A 20484-nucleotide genomic window follows, 5' to 3' on the forward strand; every position below is an offset into this window, starting at 1 on the left:
CAATTAGGATATTATTTTGGCAGCGCCTTGTCCTATATCTATTGAGACAAGATTTTATTATTTATATGTTTTTTGGCTATATCGGATGACAGCCCCCCGCCGTTCAGCACTCAGGCCTGGACAGTTGGACGCTTTCGATAAGTGAGAATTGAACGTTCGTCGACCCGAACAATCACCGATCTGACACGATGCACTTGCAAACGCGCTCGAATGCCAGATGAAAAATATTTTTCATCTGGAGCTTAAAACGTCTGATTTAGGGGCCCCTGCTTTCCCACTCTGAGATGCAGGCAACGAATTGCCTGCATTCCTTCATCCTCCCGCCCACTAGAACGCAATCGATAGTGGAGAACGTCACCGTTACCACTTAGAACTCCGTCACAACCGTAACACCTGTCGTGTCAAACCGGTCCATGTTCATGAGCGCATCAATGGACTGCTCAAGGCTGATGGTCTTGCCGACCAGCTTTTCAGGCGCCAGCTTGCCGGACGTGATCATCTCCAGCATCGCGCCGTAACGGTGAGCCTGCATGCCATGGCTGCCACAGATCTCCAGCTCGTAGGCAATGACCTTGCTCATTGGAATCGCCGGCGTGCTCTGGTCGGCCAGCATCAAACCGACCTGGACATGCTTGCCGCGCCGTCTCAGATTATTGATGGAGTTGAAGCAGGTGGTTGGATGACCGAGAGCATCCAGCGAAACGTGCGCGCCGCCCTTGGTGATTTCAAGTACCGCCTCAGTGACATCAGCGACGCGGCTCGCATTGACGGTAGCGACGGCACCGAGCGATTGGGCCAGCTTCAGTTTGTCGTCCGAGATATCGATGGCGATGACGTTCGCTCCGATCGCTTGAGCGATCATGACAGCGGACAACCCCACCCCACCGCAGCCATGAACCGCCACCCACTGACCTGCCGTGACCTTGCCTTGATCGACAACCGCACGGAACGACGTGACGAAACGACAGCCAAGACTCGCCGCCGTGGCGAAATCCATGCTTTCAGGCAGCGCGACCAAGTTCAGATCCGCCTTGTGAATCCCCACATACTCGGCGAAAGACCCCCAATGGGTGAAACCGGGCTGAAATTGGCTGTGACACACTTGTTGGTTGCCGCTATTGCACTCCGGGCAAGCACCACAACCACCGACAAAAGGAACGGTGATGCGATCGCCAACCTTCCATCTTGTGACATCTTTGCCGACCTCAGCCACGATCCCTGCCAACTCGTGACCGGGCACATGAGGCAACCGGATGTCAGGGTCATGACCTTTCCAGCCATGCCAGTCGCTTCGGCATACGCCGGTGCCGAGCACTTGAACCACAACACCATGAGGCTCAGGCGTCGGGTCTTCGACCGTCATCAAACGTGGGGGTTGGGAAAAGGCTTCGTAAACTACGGCTTTCATGAGGATCCCTCTGCTTTAGAAAAGCGCTGTACGCGAATGCGACCAAGCGGCTCGGGGTCAAGCGACTATCGGGTGGCCAATACAGTAGCTGATCCGCGCCATGCCTGGCGCGCGCGCTGCCGGCCTGCAGCAAGTCAGCGGCGACAGCGATGCGGTCTGGTTGAACCAGGGTGACGGCTCTACCGCCTACTTCATGACGGAATCGATGATCGGCAAGTTCCAGCGCGCAGGGGAAACTACCTGGCAGGTTCGCTATGGCTATGATTTCGCCAAGGTCGGGGTTCCCGGCTTGAGTTTCCTGGGCATGTACGAAAGCGGCTCGAACATCCGTACCCCCACCGGCGACAAGAGCGAGTGGGAGCGCAACCTGACGGTGAGCTATGTCATCCAGCAAGGTCCGCTCAAGGACCTGAGCATTGCCTTGCGTCACGCCTCATTGCGCACCGAAGTGTCTACGCAACGGGACAGTGATGAGCATCGGGTGATCGTCAGCTATCCGTTGAACATTCTGTAAATACCGACACGCTGGGTGATGCGCATCGTCGCCCAGCGTGGTGGGACTACGAGAGTCCAGTAACGTCTATCTCGGAAGCCCGCACCAGTGCTTGCGTATCGATATACCTTCGGATATTTGTCAGTTTTCCATTTCGCAAGCCTTCTGAAGCAAATCCGCCAATTCCTGGTGCCCGCGGTGCATGCCGGCCAGCGGCCAGCCCTCGCCCTAACCGGACTCGTTGTTGGCCTGCGGGTGAGGACGTGGTGTCGGTGATTCAGCCGATATCGACTTTCATGGCGATATCCCAAGTGCCGGCGCCGTTTTTAGCCAGGCCGATCATCATCAGACCGAGCCACTCGAGCGTCTGGGCCATCTGCAGGCCGCCGACATCCAACGGACGCAGCCCGAGGCTCTCGAGGAGGGTCGAGACGCGCGCCTTGGCGTGCGCATCGTCCGCCGCAATGAACGCGTCAAGGCGTTCATCCTTCACCAGTACATGGCCGAAGAGGGTATTGAACGCCTTGACGATATGCGCGCTGGCCGGGGCGCCCTTGGCGATCTCCTGCGCACCGGAACTGCCGTGGGGGGTAACGAGGGCCGAGAGATCGGGAGCGACCGGGTTGGTGATATCGATGATCACCTTACCGTCGAGCGCTTTCCCAAAGTCGGCCAGTACCGCCACCGCATTGGTGTACGGTACGGCGAGAATAACGATGTCGCCCGCCGGAGTGGCGCCGTAAGTTCCTGTGATCGCTCCGGAGGCGAGCTTGTCGACAAGCGCCTGCGCCTTGGCGGGATCGCGGCTGACAACCTCGACGGTGTGTCCGGCCTTGGCGATACGGCCGCCGACAGCCGCGGCCATGCCTCCCGAACCGATGATGCTGATAGTGCTCATAAGCTGTCTCCGTTCTGAAATCAGGTATTTCGATCTTTTCTGGACGGGTTACGCCGTCGCTGTTGGGCCACCCGCCGGGCGCAGTACGACCCGGTGGTGTGCCGTCACCTCATCAGTCGGCCGGGAAGTAATGACCGCTATCAAGATCGGCGAAGAGTCCGGGCTGGGTCGGTTCCCAGCCAAGAACCCGGCGCGTGATGGCGTTCGATGTCGGGGTGTCCAGCGTGACCAGATTCGCAAGGAACCCGAAGTAGCCAGGCAGCATCAGCACGTCCGCGGGAATAGACACGGCCGGCAGATTCAACCGGCTGGCAATGGCTTCGGCGATCTGGCGGTACGGGACAGCTACGTCGGCGATTGCATGCCAGCTTCTGCCCGCGGCGCCTTTCTCCAGCGCCAGGCGAAACACGGTGGCGAGGTCACGGGCATGCACGGCCCCCCAACGGTTGGCACCTTCTGCGGGGTAACCGACGACACCCTTTTCCTTGGCCAGCCCGATCAACAGCGGAAGGAAACCGGCGTTATCGGTGGAGCTGTGCATGATTTCAGGGATCCGCACGATCGAAGACCGTATGCCCTTTTCGGCGAGACCGATCACCGTGGTTTCCACGATGTTCCGAACCCGCAGGGTATTCTTGTACGGATCACCGCCAGGAAGGGGCGGATCCTCCTCGGTGGCCGGCCGGCCCAAGCCCTCCCAACCAGGCGAGCCGACGCTTCCAGACACGACCAACGGCTTTGCGCTTCCGGCCAATGCTTCGCCATAGGCGAGCATGATCTCAAGCTCCGCGGCCGCAACTGCGTTGATACCGCCGGTTGGAATCAGGTCCTGCCGATGCGCGAGGTGAATGACGCCGTCCGAGGCTGCGGCCGCTTCCTTTAGCCCGTCGAGATCCTCGAGGTTGCCGCGACGTACCTTGGCGCCGAGCGCAGCAGCCTGCGCCGCAGCCGTGTCGGACCGAGCCAGAGCAGTGACCTCATGGCCGGCGGCGATAAGATCGGAGATGATGTACGGACCGGAATGGCCGGTGCCGCCGGTAACAAAAACATGCATATGCGTGTTCCTCGTGGGTGATGGGGTGCGGAAAAAGGTGCTGGGGGACTGTGCCGGGCGCATTAACGATCCAGCGCCCCGCCGTCAGCTCAAGTCAGTCGGTGGAAAGTAATGGCCGTTGTCGAGGTCCTCGATCAGACCGAGTTGAACGGGGTCCCAGCCAAGAGCCTGGCGGGTGATGGCGTTCGATGCGGGGAGGTCTAGCGTGGCCACTGCCGCCAGGAACCCAAAGTAGCCCGGCAGCATCAGTTCGTCCGCGGGGATGCTCACGGCGGGTATTCCCAGGCGAGCGGCTATCGCCTCGGCGATCTCGCGGAACGGGATTCCCTCTTCGCCGATCGCGTGCCAGGTTTTGCCTGCGGCCCCCTTCTCGAGCGCCAGGCGGAACAGAGAGGCAAGATCGCGGGCGTGCACAGCGGGCCACCGGTTCTTGCCTTCTCCCGGATAGCCAGCGAAACCCTTTGTTTTCGCGAGCATGATCAGTTGCAGGCGACCGGTCGCACTGTGTAAGAGAGTCGGAATCCGCACGACCGACGATCTGACACCTCGCTCGGCCAGGCCCACGACAGCGGTTTCCACGACATTGCGTGCCAACAGAGTGCCTGAATCGATCGGGCCGCTAGGTAAGGCGGGATCATCCTCGGTCGCCGGGCGGCCCAGACTGACCGGTGCGCCGATAGGCGCCGCTCTGCCCACGTTCATGGGCGTGCCAATACTGCCTGCAACGACCAATGGCTTATTCGTGCCCGCCAGCGCCTCGCCGAACGCGAGGACGGTCGCGAGTTCTGATTCGACTAAGGCGGCGATCCCGCCGGACGGAAGCAGGTCGGCCCTGTATCCGAGGTGGATGACGCCGTCGGATTCGACCGCCGCCGCCTTGAGCCCTTCGAGGTCGGCAAGATCTCCACGACGCACCTTGGCGCCGAGCGCGGACGCCGCTGACGCCGCTGACGCGGACGCGTCTGACCTTGCCAGAGCGACGACCTCGTGGCCGGCTGCGATGAGGTCGGGGATGACGTATGAACCGACGTGGCCGGTGCCGCCAGTGACGAAAACGAGCATGTTATTGGCCCTTTTGAACAGTGTGATACGAGACGCGCGGGAACGCGTACGCTCAGCCAGGAAGGCTGACGCCGATCGCGAAATCGACGATGTATCCGGCCTTGGCGGTAAGGCCGCCGATCGCTGCGGCCATGTCACCTGAGCCGATGACGCTGATCGTGCTCATGTGCAGTTTCCTTGCAGGGTTGATCATTCTTAGGTTGCTGGTGCGATCCGGAGAACTCACTCAACGTAGGATCCATGCTGGTCTTTTCACTTGCAAAAAGCAAGCGATCCATGGAGTTTTACTTGCTCTATGCAAGTGATGCTAAGATCCAGCGATGAAGACAACTCTTAAAGAAGACTTTCGGTCCCATTGCGCGGTGAACTACGGCGTGGAGATCTTCGGCGACCGGTGGTCGCTCTTGATCATTCGCGACATCGTTTTTGTGGGCAAAAAGACGTATGGCGAGTTCCGGAAATCGGAAGAAGGCATCGCGACCAATGTGCTGGCTTCACGCCTTGCCTTTCTTGAGGAGCAAGGCGTTCTCTCGCGGGTGCCCAGCCCCGATGACGGGCGCAAAGACTTCTACTCGCTGACTGAGAAGGGCCTGGACCTCATTCCCATCGTGCTCAACATTGTCCTTTGGAGTGCGAAGCACGATTCGGAGTCGTATGTACGGCGCCGCGAGGAGTTCGTTGCTCGACTGAGTCAAAACCCGATGCAGGTGAGCGAAGAGGTAAAGACGCTGGTGCGCAATGGCGGATGTATCTTTTCTGAGAACAAGGAATGAGCAAGATGCCAAGCGCGCCCCGTCACGCCGCACGACGATTGCAGCGATTGATCAGTCGAACTTGACCAAGTCCTTGAAGATCAGTTGACCCCAGCTATTTCCGCGCGCCTGCACAAGCAGCCCCCCTTCCGAAAGCCCGCCCAGTTTGATCGGCGAGAAACCGAGATTTTCCGCAAGCGCACCAATCTCCGCTGCGGCGCCGTCATCATCGCTCGCCAGGAACACGACTCTCCTGCCACCCTGTACGGCCGGGTCCTGGTCTAGAACGGCAGCGACCAAATGGTTGAAGCCCTTGACCAGTCTTGCACCCGTGAAGGCTTGCGCGACGACCTTTGAAGAAGGCAGTCCTCCCAGTTCCTCGGGGGGCACGCCGTAGGCGTTGGTCACATCGACGACGGTCTTGCCCTTCCAGCTCGGCAGCGCCTTCGCGACTTCCCGGTGCGACTCGTAGCGGACAGCCAAAAAGACAATGTCCGCCTCGATGGCTTGCGCCAGTGTTCTTGGAATAATCCCGGGGCCGATCGCGGCAGCATCGGCTGCAAAACTTTCCGGATCGCGCGTGGTTGCAACGGATACTTCGATGCCTTTGCGGGCAAACGCCCTGGCAAGCGCCTGGCCGAGTTTGCCGAAGCCGATAATTGCATAGCTCATATATTTTCCTCAGGTTGACCACGCCCTACGGGCTCCGCACTTCGAGTGGAGTGCCCGGCGGGCGTCGTGAGTCAGATTTGCGCCAGGCCGCCGTCGACCGCTATTTCGCTGGCGGTCATGAAGCTGCTGTCCTGCGACGCAAGAAAGGCGGCCGCTGCGCCGATCTCCATCGGCTCGGCCATGCGCTGGAGCGGGTTCATCGCGGCGAAGACCTTCATGCCTTCCTCGCCCAGCGCTTGTTTCGCAAGTTCGGTCGCCGTCGGCCCGGGCGACAGCACGTTGACCCGGATGCCGGAACCCTTCAGGTCCTGCGCCCAGGTCCGCGCGAGGTTGCGCACTGCCGCCTTGCTCGCGCTGTAGACGCTGAATGCGGGGGCGCCCGTGGTGCCGGCGCTCGATCCGGTCAGGATGATCGAACCACCCTGGCCCATCAGTGGCAGCGCCTTCTGGACGGTGAAGATCGTACCCTTCACGTTGGTGTCAAAGGTTTCGTCAATGTGCTCGACAGTGATTTCGCCGAGCGCAAGCGGGCTTCCCGCCCCAGCGTTGGCGAAGACGATGTCGAGGGCTCCGCGCTCGGCCTTCACCACCGCGTAGAGCCGGTCGAGGTCAGCGAGATTGGAGACCGAGCCCTTCACCGCGCGGGCATTGGGCCCGAGCTCAGCTACAGCAGCGTCGAGCGCTTCCTGTCGGCGGCCGAAGATGAAGACGAAGGCGCCCTCCTCGATGAAGCGTTTTGCTGCGGCGAGGCCGATGCCGGTAGCGCCACCGGTAATCACGGCGGTCTTTCCATTCAATCTGGTCATGACGTGCATCCTTCATTGGAGTTGTACCCAAGCAGGAATTTGCTTGCTTGAGACGAGGATGCAGCGCTGATAACCTAAGGACAAGTATGCACCTTTTGGTAAGTATCAAAAAATGACGACGACATCTGAAATCTGCGACACCGGATGCGGGCTCAACGCCACGCTGCGCATCATCTCGGGCAAGTGGAAACCGCTGGTCCTGTTTTTCCTGCGCGGCGGCCCGAAACGCTATGGCGAGCTCAAGCGTTTGATCCCTGGAGTCAGCGACAAGGTCCTGATCCAGCAGTTGAAGGATCTGGAAGCCGATCAGGTGCTTGCACGGACCGACTACAAGGAAGTGCCCCCGCGCGTGGACTACACGCTGACCCCGCTGGGCCGTAGTCTGGCGGATGCGATCATCCCGCTGTGCACCTGGGGAACCGAGAACGCGGCGCAAATGGCAAGCATCTTCGCCAAGCGCGACGCTTTGGCCTAGCGGGATGCAGACGAACCGCTGAGCGGGACTATTTTGCGCAGGCGTGCGCCGTCTTTTCGCCGAGCGAACACCTGAGCCATGCGCCAACCATGTTTAAGGGGCACACGAGCCAAGAGAATGACCGTTGGCTCAAAGCATGTGTCCGGCCCAGATATTGCGATTGACCAGATCGGTGGCAATCTCGATGAAGGCATCCCCGACAAATTTGGCAGCCGGACTGACACGCCTGTCGGCAGGAAAAACCTGAACAAGCTTGCGCATGGGAATGGGGTCGACCAAGGGGGCTGCACTGAGCACACCGGCTTCGATTTGCGCGTAAATTGATGCCAAAGGCAAAGCAGTCAAACCGAAGCCATTACGGACCAGGTCGATCATGGCGCCGAAGGAGTCTGCTTCAACGCTGGTCTTGAGCTTGATCCCGAGCTCACGCGCACAATTATCCAGAATCACGCGAAGGCTATGTCGAGCGCTTGGCAATACCAATGCCTGCTCAGCCAATGACTCAAAGGACACCGGCGTATCAAGACGCAGGTTGGCGCTGGCGGGACCGACCAGCAGCAAGTTTTCCATCATCACCGGCACGATACGCAGCGTATGCAACGGTTGGGGGTCGTAAGAAATCGCCAGTTCCAATTCGCCACGCTGGACCCAATCCAGCAGATAGCCGCTGAAGGCTGAGGAAAACCTGACGGCAAGATTCGGATGCACCTCCTTGATCTTGCGTACCAATGGAACGGTGACAATTTCCGCGACCGTCGGCGTCGTACCGATGACGACCGTTCCCCGAAAAGAGGTCTTTCCGCCCACAACAGAACTTCGAATGGACTCCATTTCTTCCATGATTCGGGTGGCATGTGCCAGCACTTCACGGCCCGCATCGGTGATCTCCATGCCTCGTCCATGTCGATCAAACAGGTAGGCCCCGAGTTCTTTTTCCAACAGACGAATTTGCCTGCTCAGTGCCGGTTGTGCGATGTGAAGCCGGTCGGAGGCCTTGCTGAGACTGCCAAGCTCGGCCACATGAATTAGGGTCTTGAGTTGAACGACATCCATTACCTGGCCAGTCAAAGTCGGGCTCGGCGCGAAATGCGTCGAAGGTAGAGTCAGTGTAAACGCATTAGCGCCCCTTGGAATGCCGCAGAAGCCGTGTCGCATGGGGAGTCGCGGCTTACGAGCGGCGGTATACCCTAGCCAGCCGGGGCTGCAAGACAAGTTATAGAATTTCGGTATATCAGTTAGACCTGGCTGACGGCTTATTACCCTCGTCACTCTGCGGTAGCGTGCAATCAACGTCGACGCCAAGAGCGATCGACTGACTACAAGAATAAGATTCGAGGGTTTACGCCATGATTGACTACATTTCCCGTTACCTGACCGACCCGCCTGATACCGTCAGTGAGCAACTGACCTCTCATATACATCCCCCCTCTTCATGTGCCTTGGTCGTCAAAGGATCACTGCAACTGCGCTAAGCACTTCAACACATCGAGTTAGCAACGTCGGACACGCATCAGCGTGCGCCTCGTATCGTCTCGCCTTGAAAAAAGGGTGAACAAAATGTCCGCATCAACCAGCGACTCAACAATCCACGCTGCAAAGGCCGATCAGATGAAAAGTCCGAATCGCGTCAGAGCAATCATGGGTGCCTGTTCGGGCAATCTCGTGGAGTGGTACGACTTTTTCATTTACGCCTACACCGCCATCTACTTCGCGGCTTCGTTTTTTCCCAAAGGTGACACCACGAGCCAACTGCTCGCTACAGCCGGCGTTTTTGCCGTCGGTTTTTTCATGCGCCCTCTGGGCGGTTGGATTTTTGGCTGGATTGCCGATACCCGCGGCCGAAAGGTGTCGATGATTATCTCGGTATTCATGATGTGCGCCGGCTCCCTGCTGATTGCCGTTATGCCAACCTATGAAACCATTGGTGTGGCTGCGCCGGTTTTGCTCGTCGTCGCCAGGCTGATTCAGGGCCTGTCCGTAGGTGCGGAGTACGGCACCGGCGCCACCTACATCAGCGAAATCGCGACACCGGGCCGTCGCTGTTTCTATGGCTCGTTTCAGTACTTCACCATCATTGCCGGTCAGCTGCTGGCCTTGATGACCGTAGTCATTCTCCAGCAAACCCTGACCGGCGAAGAGTTGCGCGAATGGGGATGGAGGATTCCGTTCTTCATCGGCGCACTGAGCTCGATCGTGGTGGTGTATCTGCGCCGCGCCATGCATGAAACGGCCACCAAGAAGGACATGAGCCGCAAGGACGCCGGCTCTCTGCGCGGCATGTTCAAACACAAGCGCGCGGTTGCCCTGGTGGTGGCGTTCACCATCGGCGGCTCGCTGTATTTCTATACCTTCACTACCTACATGCAGAAGTTCCTGGTGATCTCCGCCGGTTTCAGCCCGGAAACGGTCAGCTTCATCATGACCGCGGCCCTGGTCGGTTTCATGCTTTGCCAGCCGCTGTTCGGCTTGCTCGCCGACCGTATCGGTATCAAGGCGCACATGCTGATGTTCTCCGGGCTGGCCATGTTGCTGGTGATCCCCCTGCTCTACTCGCTGCAGTCGGTCAGCAACCCATTCATGGCATTCGTGCTCGTGTTTGGCGGCCTGGCCATTGCGTCGCTCTACACGCCGATTGCCGGGATCGTCAAAGCCGAACTGTTCCCACCGGCTGTCCGTGCACTGGGGGTTGGATTTCCCTACGCGGTGGGCAACGCAGCATTTGGCGGCACCGCCGAATACGTGGCCTTGTCGCTTCGCTCACAAGACGTCGAGGCGTACTTTTTCTTCTACGTAGCGGCGGTCGTGAGTATCACCTTCATCGCCGCGATGCTGATGCCAAACCTGTCGCGTTACGGTTATATCAGCGGCTCAGGGGAGATTGAAGAACGCACCGGTTTGAAGGGCTGTCTTAAGCCGCATGCTGTGCGAGTCTGATTGACGGAGGATCTCCAGACTAACTTCAAGGGCCCATGTTTTATCTTGGGCCCTTTTCTTCGTCATCGTATGGCAGATGCAGCTGCCACCTGCGTAACAGACCCCGCGCGCTACCAGATATGCCCAATTACTATGGCGGCGCACTCAAACCCCGCGCGTTCGTGAACGACAACTTTCCGGCCTCCCCTGCCCAGGTTTCGTGGTTATCGCCGCGAACAGCCGCGCCACGCATTCACCGCCAAGCTATACAAAACGGGCATATCTCAAAGACAAAAACGGTAGTCGTCGTTCTCCTTCAGCGCTCCCAGAATGTGTGAAACACAAAAGCAGCACTGCTTGGGAGATGGGCATGTCAACAGAAGCTGAACATACCGTGGGACAGGATTGGCAGGAGGACGTATTCCGCGTGCTCAAGGCCCACGACGTTAAACACGTGGTCTTCGTACCGGATGCAGGTCACTCGGCGGCCATCCGCATGTCGTATGCCGACCCGGACATCAAGGCCGTTGTCCTCACCACCGAAGAAGAAGGTATCGGCTACCTCGCCGGCGCCTGGCTCGGCGGTGAACGGGGCGCCCTCTTGATGCAATCGAGCGGTGTCGGTAACTGCATCAATACCCTGGCGCTTCAGGTGTGTGCCGGCTTCCCGCTGTTGATGGTGGTGACCATGCGCGGCGACTGGGCCGAATTCAACGCATGGCAGAACCCGATGGGCCAGGCCACCGAAGCCTCTCTGAACCTGATGAAGGTCATGACCTGGCGCGCAGACGTTCCAGAAGACGTCGCCCCGCTGCTGCACGGTGCCGCGACCATGGCCTTCAACGGCGATTCGTCCACTGCCCTGCTGCTCGGCCAGCGCCTGATTGGAGAAAAGAAATGGGTCAAGTAAGCGCAAACCACACCCTGTGCCGCCGCGAAGTGGTCAAGGCCTTGCTGGCCGACCGCAAAGACGTGCTGGTCGTGACCGGCCTGGGTTCGGCGTCCTACGACGTCATGGCTGCCGGTGACAATGATCTGAATTATTACCTGTGGGCTGCCATGGGCAGCGCAATCACTGTGGGCCTGGGCCTGGCGAATGCGCAGCCAGACAAATCGGTGGTGGTGGTCACCGGTGACGGCGAGTTGCTCATGGGGTTCGGCGCACTGGCCACGGTGGCACTGCAAAAGCCCGCCAACCTGACCATCGCGGTGCTGGATAACGGTCACTTTGGTGAAACCGGCATGCAAGTCAGCCACGCCGGCTTTGGTATTTCCCTGGATCAGGTCGCAAAGACTTGCGGCTTTAGCTGGACCGATGAAATCCGTGACATGGCAGGCGTACACGACCTGCGCGAACGCTTTGCAACGCGCGATGGCGTCAAGCTCGCGACGATCAAAATCAAGGCGCAAAACCCACCACGGGTGCTGCCACCGCGCGATGGTCACTACATCAAGAATCGCTTTCGTGCCGCTCTGGGTTTCAACCCGATCTGATTGCTCCCTACCCGGCCCCCGTCACGCAGGGCCGATGCCATGCGTGACGTGTTAAGGAGAATAATAATGACTGACCGCAACTCTGAAGAGCTCAATGCCATCCGCGAGGGCGTACGCGCTCTTTGCGCTGAATTCGATGCGGCTTACTGGCGTAAAGTCGACGAAGAAAAAGGCTTCCCGCAAACCTTCGTCAAGGCCCTGACCGATGCCGGCTGGCTGGCGGCGATGATTCCTGTCGAGTACGGCGGCTCCGGCCTCGGGCTGGCCGAGGCCTCGGTAATCCTGGAAGAAGTGAATCGCTGCGGCGGCAACTCCGGCACCGTACACGGGCAGATGTACAACATGTTCACCCTGCTGCGTAACGGTAGCGAGGCACAGAAAAGTTACTACCTGCCGAAACTGGCCAGCGGCGAATTGCGCCTGCAATCAATGGGTGTGACCGAGCCGACTACCGGCACCGACACCACCAAGATCAAGACCACCGCCGTACGCAAAGGTGACAAGTACGTCATCAACGGACAGAAGGTCTGGATCTCGCGAATTCAGCATTCCGACCTGATGATCCTGCTGGCGCGTACGACCCCTCTGGCCGACGTGAAGAAAAAGTCCGAAGGCATGTCGATCTTTCTCGTCGACCTGCGTGAGGCCATCGGTAACGGCATGACCGTGCAGCCGATCGCCAACATGGTCAACCACGAAACCAACGAGTTGTTCTTCGACAACCTCGAAATTCCTGCCGACAGCCTCATCGGCGAGGAAGGCAAAGGTTTCCGCTACATCCTGGATGGCCTGAACGCCGAGCGCACACTGATCGCCGCCGAATGCATTGGCGATGGTCGCTGGTTTATCGAGAAGGCCAGCGCCTATGCACGTGATCGCGTCGTGTTCGGACGCCCTATCGGGCAGAACCAAGGCGTGCAGTTCCCCATCGCTGAAGCACACATTGAAATCGAAGCGGCGGACCTGATGCGCTGGCGTGCCTGCGAGGAATACGACAGCGGCATCAATGCCGGGGCCAGCGCCAACATGGCCAAGTACCTGGCGGCGAAAGCCTCTTGGGAAGCCGCGAATGCCTGTTTGCAGACCCACGGTGGTTTTGGTTTTGCCTGCGAGTACGACGTCGAGCGCAAATTCCGTGAAACCCGTCTGTATCAGGTGGCGCCTATCTCCACCAACCTGATTCTGTCGTACGTTGCCGAACACCTGCTTGAACTGCCGCGCTCCTTTTAAAGGATCAGCGTAAAACCCAGTGCGTCTGCTTAAGCAGGCGCGACTGGGGAGCCATGACAGGAGAGATAATAATCATGAGCCACCCCAAAGGCATCCGTCCGCTCGATGGCATTACCGTCGTCAGCCTTGAACATGCCATTGCAGCGCCCTTCTGCACCCGACAACTGGCCGATCTCGGCGCACGTGTCATCAAGGTCGAACGACCAGGCACGGGTGACTTCGCCAGGGGTTACGACCAACGCGTCAACGGCCTCGCCTCGCACTTTGTATGGACCAATCGCTCGAAAGAAAGCCTGACCCTCGATCTGAAACAAGATTCGGCCACCGAGGTGCTGGACAGTTTGCTGGCCACTGCTGATGTGCTGGTGCAGAACCTGGCGCCGGGTGCCGCAGCACGAATGGGACTTTCATTTGAGGCTTTACATCAGCGGTTTCCGCGCCTGATCGTTTGTGACATTTCAGGCTACGGCGCAGGCGGCCCCTATGAAAAGAAAAAAGCCTATGACCTGTTGATCCAGAGCGAAGGCGGGTTCCTGTCGGTCACCGGCGGACCAGGTGAAGAAGAAATGGCCAAGGCCGGTTGCTCGATTGCTGACATCGCGGCCGGCATGTACGCCTACACCGGAATTCTGTCTGCATTGCTGTTGCGTGGACGCACTGGCGAAGGTAGCCACCTCGATGTGTCCATGCTGGAAAGCCTGGTCGAGTGGATGACCTACCCGATGTACTACGCCTACGACGGCGCTACACCTCCCCCTCGCGCTGGCGCCGCGCACGCCACGATTTATCCCTATGGTCCCTTCCCCATCGGTGACGGCACCACAGTGATGCTGGGTTTGCAGAACGAACGAGAGTGGCAGCTGTTTTGCGACAAGGTACTGCTGACTCCTGAACTGGCGAAAGACAAACGTTTCTCTGCCAACTTCAAGCGCGTCGAAAACCGCCAGGCGCTGCGGGCACTCATTGTTGAATCGTTCTCCACACTCAATTACGACGCCGTGTTTGATCGGTTGGAGCATGCGCAAATTGCTAATGCCCAGGTCAATGACATGCAAGGTGTTTGGGACCATCCGCAACTTCAGGCGCGTGGCCGCTGGCGGGAAGTCGAAACCTCTGCCGGCACCGTGCCCAGCCTGATACCTCCAGGCAGCAATAGCGCATTCGAGCCACGTATGGATGCCGTACCGGGCCTCGGCCAGCACACCGAACAGGTGCTCAAGGAACTGGGGCTAGGTACGGATCGTATTGAACAAATGCGCGCAGCCGGGGCGATTTAGCCTTGAGCTGAAAACAAAAAGCCTGCCTGCAACGATCAAAGTTTTTGAGAGAACACTGCCCAATGAAGATCCTGGTAGCTGTGAAACGAGTGGTCGACTACAACGTTAAAGTTCGCGTCAAAGCAGACAATTCCGGCGTCGACCTCACCAACGTCAAAATGTCGATGAACCCTTTCTGCGAAATCGCCGTAGAAGAAGCCGTACGCCTGAAAGAAAAAGGCGTGGCGACTGAGATCGTCATCGTCTCCATCGGCCCGATCACCGCCCAGGAACAACTGCGCACCGCGCTGGCACTGGGTGCCGATCGCGCCATCCTCGTCGAATCCGCCGAAGACCTGACTTCCCTGGCCGTGGCCAAGCTGCTCAAGGCCGTTGTCGACAAGGAACAGCCATCGCTGGTGATCCTCGGCAAGCAAGCCATCGACAGCGACAACAACCAGACCGGCCAGATGCTCGCGGCATTGAGCGGCTATGGTCAGGGTACGTTTGCGTCCAAGGTTGAAGTGTCCGGCGACAGCGTTGCCGTGACCCGCGAAATCGACGGCGGCGCGCAGACGGTTTCCTTGAAACTGCCGGCTATCGTCACCACCGACCTGCGTTTGAACGAGCCGCGCTACGCGTCCCTGCCAAACATCATGAAAGCCAAGAAGAAGCCGCTTGAAGTGCTGACGCCTGACGCTTTGGGCGTTTCCACCGCCTCCACCAACAAGACCGTAAAAGTCGAAGCGCCGGCTGCACGCAGCGCGGGCATCAAGGTCAAGTCGGTGGCTGAACTGGTCGAGAAACTGAAAAACGAAGCGAAGGTGCTTTGAATTGGGGAGCCTGATCATGACTATCTTGGTAATCGCCGAACACGATAACAAGGCGCTGGCTCCGGCCACGCTGAACACCGTTGCTGCCGCTGCCAAAATCGGTGGCGATGTCCACGTCCTGGTAGCCGGGCAGGGCGCTGGCGCCGTTGCCGAAGCTGCTGCGAAAATCGCTGGCGTGGCAAAAGTGCTGGTGGCCGACAACGCCGCCTACGCTCACCAACTGCCGGAAAACGTTGCTCCTCTGGTTGCAGAGTTGGGCAAGGGCTACAGCCACATCCTGGCTGCCGCTACTTCCAATGGCAAAAACATCCTGCCGCGCGTTGCCGCTGCCCTGGATGTCGACCAGATCTCCGAGATTATCTCGGTGGAAAGCGCCGACACCTTCAAGCGTCCGATCTACGCCGGTAACGCGATCGCAACCGTTCAATCGAACGCTGCGGTCAAGGTCATCACCGTCCGCGCCACCGGTTTCGACCCGGTTGCCGCCGAAGGTGGTTCGGCTGCCGTTGAAGCCGTAGGCGCTGCCCACGACGCCGGTATCTCCAGCTTCGTCAACGAAGAACTGGCCAAGTCCGATCGTCCGGAACTGACCGCTGCCAAGATCGTCGTTTCCGGCGGGCGTGGCATGCAGAACGGTGACAACTTCAAGCACCTGTACGCCCTGGCCGACAAGCTGGGCGCTGCCGTCGGCGCTTCCCGCGCGGCGGTCGACGCAGGTTTCGTACCCAACGACATGCAGGTCGGCCAGACCGGCAAGATCGTTGCGCCGCAGCTGTACATCGCCGTCGGTATCTCCGGCGCGATCCAGCACCTGGCCGGCATGAAAGACTCCAAGGTGATCGTTGCGATCAACAAGGACGAAGAAGCGCCGATCTTCCAGGTGGCCGATTACGGGCTAGTGGCGGATCTCTTTGAAGCGATTCCAGAAATGGCCGCCCTGGCCTGATCACTGACCGATTGGAGCGAACAACATGAACGGCAGTTCCGATTTTTCCGCCTGGATTGGACGACGTCAGGAAAGCCAGGACCGGATCAGTTTCACTCTGGTCAGACGCATCGCCGCGACATTGGGCGAGCCGGCACCACGACCTGGTGAGCCACTGCCGCCCCTGTGGCACTGGGCATTTTTTCAGGAGCCGGTGGGCGCCAGCGAACTGGGACCGGATGGCCATCCAGCACTTGGGGGCTTTTTGCCGCCGGCCCATAACCGCAATCGTATGTGGGCGGGTAGTCGACTTGAGTTTTACCAGCCATTGATGGTGGAGGCTGACGTGACCTGTGTATCAACCATTCTCAACGTCGAAGAGAAGCACGGTCGCACGGGCTCCTTGTTGTTTGTCACGGTACGCCATGAGTATTTCCAGGACGGCAAACGTGCTCTTCAAGATGAACAAGACATCGTCTATCGGGAACCCACTCCTCCCAAATTGAGCGGCACCGAAGCACTCCCTGAAGGCCAATGGCTGGCACGGGTCGAGCCCTCAGCGACCCTGCTGTTCCGCTACTCCGCCGTCACCTTCAATGGCCATCGTATTCACTATGACTGGCCATACGTCACAGAGACCGAAGGTTACCCGGGATTGGTGGTGCATGGTCCTTTGATCGCCACCCTGAATCTGCGTGCCTTTACCAAAGCGCACCCGAACGCGCGCTTGATGCGCTTCACCTTCCGTGGCGTCCGGCCTTTGATTTCCCCTCACCCTTTCGAAGTCGGCGGACGCCTGATAGACAGCGGCAAGGCACAGCTCTGGGCAGGCAATCAGGACGGTACAGCGCAGATCGGTGAAGTCGAGTTCAACGCGGGAGAAACACCATGAATACGTCCATTGTTCGCTCCGCCCTGTTTGTGCCGGCCACTCGTCCAGAGCGCATACCCAAGGCCATCGCTACCGGAGCGGACCGGGTCATTGTTGATCTGGAAGATGCCGTGCAGGAAAACCTCAAGGAACAGGCCAGGGATAACCTGGAGCGCTTCTTGAGTGACAATCCGGACGCCTCGATTCTGGTGCGAGTGAATGCCCTTGATCACTGGGCTCACGTAGCAGATCTGGAGCTGTGTCGACGACACACCGGCGTGATCGGAGTTTTGCTGCCCAAAGCAGAAAGCGCGGAGCACGTCCTCACGGCTGCCAATACCCAAAAGCCGATCTGGCCCATCATCGAAAGCGCCCTGGGCCTGGCCGAACTCCAAGCGATTGCCCAGGCCCAGGGCGTTGAACGCTTGTCGTTCGGAAGCCTTGATCTGGGCTTAGACCTGAACTTGACCACCGGCAGCCATGCCGCCGAAGAGATCCTGAGTCACGCTCGATACGCAGTACTGCTTGCAACTCGGGTGGCTGGTCTCGCTCCGGCGCTGGATGGCGTGTTTCCTTCCATACAGGACACCGTCGGCCTGCACAGCACCGTTCAGTTTGCCCGCGACATGGGATTTGGTGGCGCGTTGTGCATCCATCCGAGCCAGGTGGCAATCATCCATCAGGCGTTAAAACCAAGCCCTGAAGAATTGCGCTGGGCGCAACGCATTATCGAAGCCGCCAGCTCAGGTGACGGCGTCTTCGTGCTGGATGGGCAAATGGTCGACGCACCGGTCATCGGTCGAGCGCGCTCCATTCTGGCGCGCGCTACCTGATACCTGACTCAGCGACGGCAGTTTGCTTCGAAGCTACGCATTCATTCCCACCTCGCAGGACGGTGTCATGACTAATGTTTCCAGCCTTACCCATGCCATTTCGATCAACCCCGCCAATGGCGAACAGATCGGCCACTACCCATTCGAATCCGAGTCGGCACTGGAGGCTGCACTGTCGCGTGCCACTGCCGGGTTCTCGGTCTGGCGACGAAAAACCGTAGAAGATCGCTCGCAGTCGTTGATCGCTTTGGCTCAGGCATTACGCGACAACGCTGTAACAATGGCGAACATGATCACCCTGGAGATGGGCAAGCCCACCATGCAGGCGCGCGGTGAAATTGAAAAATGTGCACAGCTTTGCGAGTGGTACGCCGAACACGGCCCCGCCATGTTGGCTGCCGAACCCACACAGGTTGAGGGCGGCAAGGCACGAATTGAATATCGTCCACTGGGCCCGATTCTCGCTGTGATGCCGTGGAACTTTCCTGTCTGGCAGGTGCTTCGCGGCGCCGTTCCGGCGTTGATTGCCGGCAATACCTACGTTCTCAAACATGCGCCGAACGTGATGGGATGCGCTTACCTGCTGCTGGAAGCCTTCAAGCAAGCCGAGTTCCCTGAAGGCGTGTTCGAGGTCATCAACGTCACCCCAAAGGGCGTTTCCACAGCCATCGCTGATCCACGCATCGCCGCAGTGACGCTCACTGGCAGTGTTCGAGCTGGCATGGCTATTGGCTCGCAGGCGGGTGCAGCCTTGAAGAAGTGCGTGTTGGAACTGGGTGGCTCAGATCCATTCATTGTGCTCAACGACGCCGACCTGGACGAAGCCGTCAAAGCCGCTGTGATTGGCCGCTACCAAAACACCGGACAAGTCTGCGCGGCGGCCAAACGCCTGATTGTCGAGCAAGGCGTTGTCGAGGAGTTTACCCGCAAGTTTGTCGAATCTACCTGCAAGTTGGTCGTTGGCGATCCGCTGGCCACAGACACTTACATCGGCCCCATGGCCCGCTTTGATCTGCGCGATGAACTGGATCGTCAGGTCCGAGACACCTTGGAAGAAGGCGCGACCTTGTTGTTGGGCGGCAGAAAGGCTGAAGGGCCTGGCAACTTCTACGAGCCTACGGTGCTCGGAGATGTCACCGACCAGATGACCTCATTCAAACAGGAATTGTTTGGACCCGTCGCATCGATCATCACTGCGCGGGACGCCGCACATGCACTCCAACTGGCCAATGACAGTGAGTTCGGGCTCGCCTCGACCATCTACACACGCAATCTCGAACTGGCCCAGAAGCTGGCCGGCGAACTGGAAACCGGAGGCGTGTTCATCAATGGTTATTGCGCAACCGACCCACGCGTCACTTTCGGAGGCGTAAAGAAAAGCGGTTTTGGCCGTGAGCTGTCGCATTTCGGTGTGCGCGAATTCTGTAATGCGCAGACCGTCTGGCTGGACCGTTACTAACAACAATCAAGTCGCCAAGCCCCGCGAGACCTCTCGCCGAGCCAAAGATGAGCGAGTCCGAAAAAGACTCGTCTCCCCCTCATGAGGAGCTTTTGATGCGTGCCTTCCCTGTAATCCTGGGCGCTACCCTAACTGCGGCCTTAATCAGTACCCCACTCATGGCTGCCGAACCTACCGGCACGCTCGAGAAAATCAAGACCTCGGGACCATCACCCTGGGCCACCGAGACTCGTCCATTCCCTTCTCTTACATTGCCGACGGATCCGGTCAGCCGGTGGGCTACTCCCATGACATTCAATTAAAGATTGTCGAGGCGATCAAGCAAGAACTCGGTATGCCCAAGCTGAACGTACGATACAACCTGGTGACATCACAGACGCGAATCCCGCTGGTGCAAAACGGCACTGTGGATCTGGAGTGCGGCTCCACAACCAATACCGCCGAGAGAGCCCGGCAGGTCGACTTCTCGGTCGGTATTTTTGAAGCCAGCACCCGCCTGTTGGTCAGGAAGGATTCGGTCTACAAAGATTTCCAGGATCTCTACGGAAAGAACGTAGTAACGACTGCTGGCAGCACTGCCGAGCGGATGCTCAAGGTCATGAATGCCGAGAAAAAGATGGGCATGAACGTCATCTCAGCCAAAGACATTGGCGAGTCTTATCAAATGCTCGAGTCCGGTCGCGCCGTTGCGTTCATGCAGGACGACGCATTGTTGGCGGGTGAGATGGCCAAGGCAAAGAAACCGGAAGATTGGGTGGTGACCGGCACCCCGCAATCCAACGAGATCTATGGTTGCACAATGCGTCGGGGGGATCCTGATCTCAAAAAGATCGTGGATGACTCGATCAAGTCACTTTTCGCCTCGGGAGAAATCAACACCATCTACGATAAATGGTTTACTCAGCCCATCCCTCCCAAAGGCTTGAATCTCAAATTCCCCATGAGCACAGAGCTCAAAACAATCATCGCCCACCCCAATGACCAACCGGCGCCAGAAAAGGCTCTTTAGGTCGCCCCTTCTGTTGGAGCGACCAAGACACAGCAAGGTTG

The 20484-nt window shown here is 58.8% G+C and carries 19 protein-coding genes and 2 pseudogenes; 14 read left to right on the top strand and 7 right to left on the bottom strand.

What is annotated here, in order from left to right; genetic code table 11:
• Positions 1–367 precede the first annotated feature (367 nt).
• The gene (locus tag J9870_RS19100) at positions 368–1408 is read right to left on the bottom strand and encodes a zinc-dependent alcohol dehydrogenase family protein (protein WP_210639517.1); all 1041 of its coding nucleotides are present in this window, start codon (positions 1406–1408) and stop codon (positions 368–370) included.
• A 115-nt stretch (positions 1409–1523) separates the two neighbouring features.
• Here J9870_RS19100 and J9870_RS19105 point away from each other — a divergent pair.
• Positions 1524–1922 (top strand): annotated as a pseudogene (locus J9870_RS19105) (OprD family outer membrane porin); the annotation flags it as partial.
• 256 nt (positions 1923–2178) lie between these two features.
• On the opposite strand, the gene J9870_RS19110 reads toward J9870_RS19105, so the two are convergent.
• The 3 genes from J9870_RS19110 to J9870_RS19120 form a co-directional block, all read right to left on the bottom strand.
• The gene (locus J9870_RS19110; RefSeq protein WP_210639518.1) at positions 2179–2799 is read right to left on the bottom strand and encodes an NAD(P)-binding domain-containing protein; all 621 of its coding nucleotides are present in this window, start codon (positions 2797–2799) and stop codon (positions 2179–2181) included.
• A 112-nt stretch (positions 2800–2911) separates the two neighbouring features.
• Positions 2912–3853, bottom strand: a complete 942-nt coding sequence (locus J9870_RS19115) for an SDR family oxidoreductase (protein ID WP_210639519.1) — start codon at positions 3851–3853, stop codon at positions 2912–2914.
• Between the two features lie 84 nt (positions 3854–3937).
• Positions 3938–4915, bottom strand: a complete 978-nt coding sequence (locus tag J9870_RS19120) for an SDR family oxidoreductase (RefSeq protein WP_210639520.1) — start codon at positions 4913–4915, stop codon at positions 3938–3940.
• A 320-nt stretch (positions 4916–5235) separates the two neighbouring features.
• On the opposite strand from J9870_RS19120, the gene J9870_RS19130 reads away from it, so the two are divergent.
• The gene (locus J9870_RS19130) at positions 5236–5688 is read left to right on the top strand and encodes a helix-turn-helix domain-containing protein (protein ID WP_210639521.1); all 453 of its coding nucleotides are present in this window, start codon (positions 5236–5238) and stop codon (positions 5686–5688) included.
• A 51-nt stretch (positions 5689–5739) separates the two neighbouring features.
• On the opposite strand, the gene J9870_RS19135 is transcribed toward J9870_RS19130, so the two are convergent.
• Both J9870_RS19135 and J9870_RS19140 read right to left on the bottom strand, forming a co-directional pair.
• Positions 5740–6339 (bottom strand): NADPH-dependent F420 reductase, encoded by a 600-nt coding sequence (locus J9870_RS19135; RefSeq protein WP_210639522.1) that lies wholly within the window; start codon positions 6337–6339, stop codon positions 5740–5742.
• Between the two features lie 71 nt (positions 6340–6410).
• Positions 6411–7145, bottom strand: coding sequence for an SDR family oxidoreductase (locus J9870_RS19140; RefSeq protein WP_210639523.1), 735 nt, complete (start codon positions 7143–7145; stop codon positions 6411–6413).
• 112 nt (positions 7146–7257) lie between these two features.
• Between J9870_RS19140 and J9870_RS19145 the strand changes: the two genes are divergently transcribed.
• The gene (locus tag J9870_RS19145; RefSeq protein ID WP_210639524.1) at positions 7258–7620 is read left to right on the top strand and encodes a helix-turn-helix domain-containing protein; all 363 of its coding nucleotides are present in this window, start codon (positions 7258–7260) and stop codon (positions 7618–7620) included.
• 129 nt (positions 7621–7749) lie between these two features.
• Here J9870_RS19145 and J9870_RS19150 read toward each other — a convergent pair whose 3' ends face one another.
• Positions 7750–8673, bottom strand: coding sequence for a LysR substrate-binding domain-containing protein (locus J9870_RS19150; protein ID WP_210639525.1), 924 nt, complete (start codon positions 8671–8673; stop codon positions 7750–7752).
• A gap of 504 nt (positions 8674–9177) precedes the next feature.
• Here J9870_RS19150 and J9870_RS19155 point away from each other — a divergent pair.
• From J9870_RS19155 to J9870_RS19205, 11 genes and pseudogenes are all read left to right on the top strand, one after another.
• Positions 9178–10554 carry an MFS family transporter gene (locus J9870_RS19155; protein WP_210639526.1) on the top strand — a complete coding sequence of 459 codons (1377 nt, stop codon included), beginning with the start codon at positions 9178–9180 and terminating at the stop codon, positions 10552–10554.
• A 349-nt stretch (positions 10555–10903) separates the two neighbouring features.
• The gene (locus J9870_RS19160; RefSeq protein ID WP_003442221.1) at positions 10904–11443 is read left to right on the top strand and encodes a thiamine pyrophosphate-binding protein; all 540 of its coding nucleotides are present in this window, start codon (positions 10904–10906) and stop codon (positions 11441–11443) included.
• A complete protein-coding gene (locus J9870_RS19165) occupies positions 11431–12027 on the top strand; it encodes a thiamine pyrophosphate-dependent enzyme (protein WP_210639527.1) in 597 nt (198 codons plus the stop codon). The genes J9870_RS19160 and J9870_RS19165 overlap by 13 nt, the downstream gene beginning before the upstream one ends.
• A 66-nt stretch (positions 12028–12093) precedes the next feature.
• On the top strand, positions 12094–13257 hold the full coding sequence (locus J9870_RS19170; RefSeq protein ID WP_210639528.1) for an acyl-CoA dehydrogenase family protein: 1164 nt from the start codon (positions 12094–12096) through the stop codon (positions 13255–13257).
• A 74-nt stretch (positions 13258–13331) separates the two neighbouring features.
• The gene (locus J9870_RS19175) at positions 13332–14534 is read left to right on the top strand and encodes a CaiB/BaiF CoA-transferase family protein (RefSeq protein WP_210639529.1); all 1203 of its coding nucleotides are present in this window, start codon (positions 13332–13334) and stop codon (positions 14532–14534) included.
• Between the two features lie 62 nt (positions 14535–14596).
• Entirely contained in the window at positions 14597–15346 is a 750-nt protein-coding gene (locus J9870_RS19180; protein WP_210639530.1) for an electron transfer flavoprotein subunit beta/FixA family protein, read from the top strand.
• Between the two features lie 16 nt (positions 15347–15362).
• Positions 15363–16292 (top strand): FAD-binding protein, encoded by a 930-nt coding sequence (locus J9870_RS19185; protein WP_210639531.1) that lies wholly within the window; start codon positions 15363–15365, stop codon positions 16290–16292.
• A gap of 25 nt (positions 16293–16317) precedes the next feature.
• Positions 16318–17163, top strand: a complete 846-nt coding sequence (locus J9870_RS19190; RefSeq protein WP_210639532.1) for a MaoC family dehydratase N-terminal domain-containing protein — start codon at positions 16318–16320, stop codon at positions 17161–17163.
• Positions 17160–17975, top strand: coding sequence for a CoA ester lyase (locus J9870_RS19195; protein ID WP_210639533.1), 816 nt, complete (start codon positions 17160–17162; stop codon positions 17973–17975). The genes J9870_RS19190 and J9870_RS19195 overlap by 4 nt, the downstream gene beginning before the upstream one ends.
• A 67-nt stretch (positions 17976–18042) precedes the next feature.
• Complete coding sequence (locus J9870_RS19200; protein ID WP_210639534.1) at positions 18043–19434, top strand: aldehyde dehydrogenase family protein; 1392 nt, start codon at positions 18043–18045, stop codon at positions 19432–19434.
• 95 nt (positions 19435–19529) lie between these two features.
• Positions 19530–20443: pseudogene (locus J9870_RS19205) on the top strand (transporter substrate-binding domain-containing protein).
• Positions 20444–20484: the final 41 nt, after the last annotated feature.

The sequence above is a fragment of the Pseudomonas sp. Tri1 genome (assembly GCF_017968885.1).
Classification (GTDB): Bacteria; Pseudomonadota; Gammaproteobacteria; order Pseudomonadales; family Pseudomonadaceae; genus Aquipseudomonas.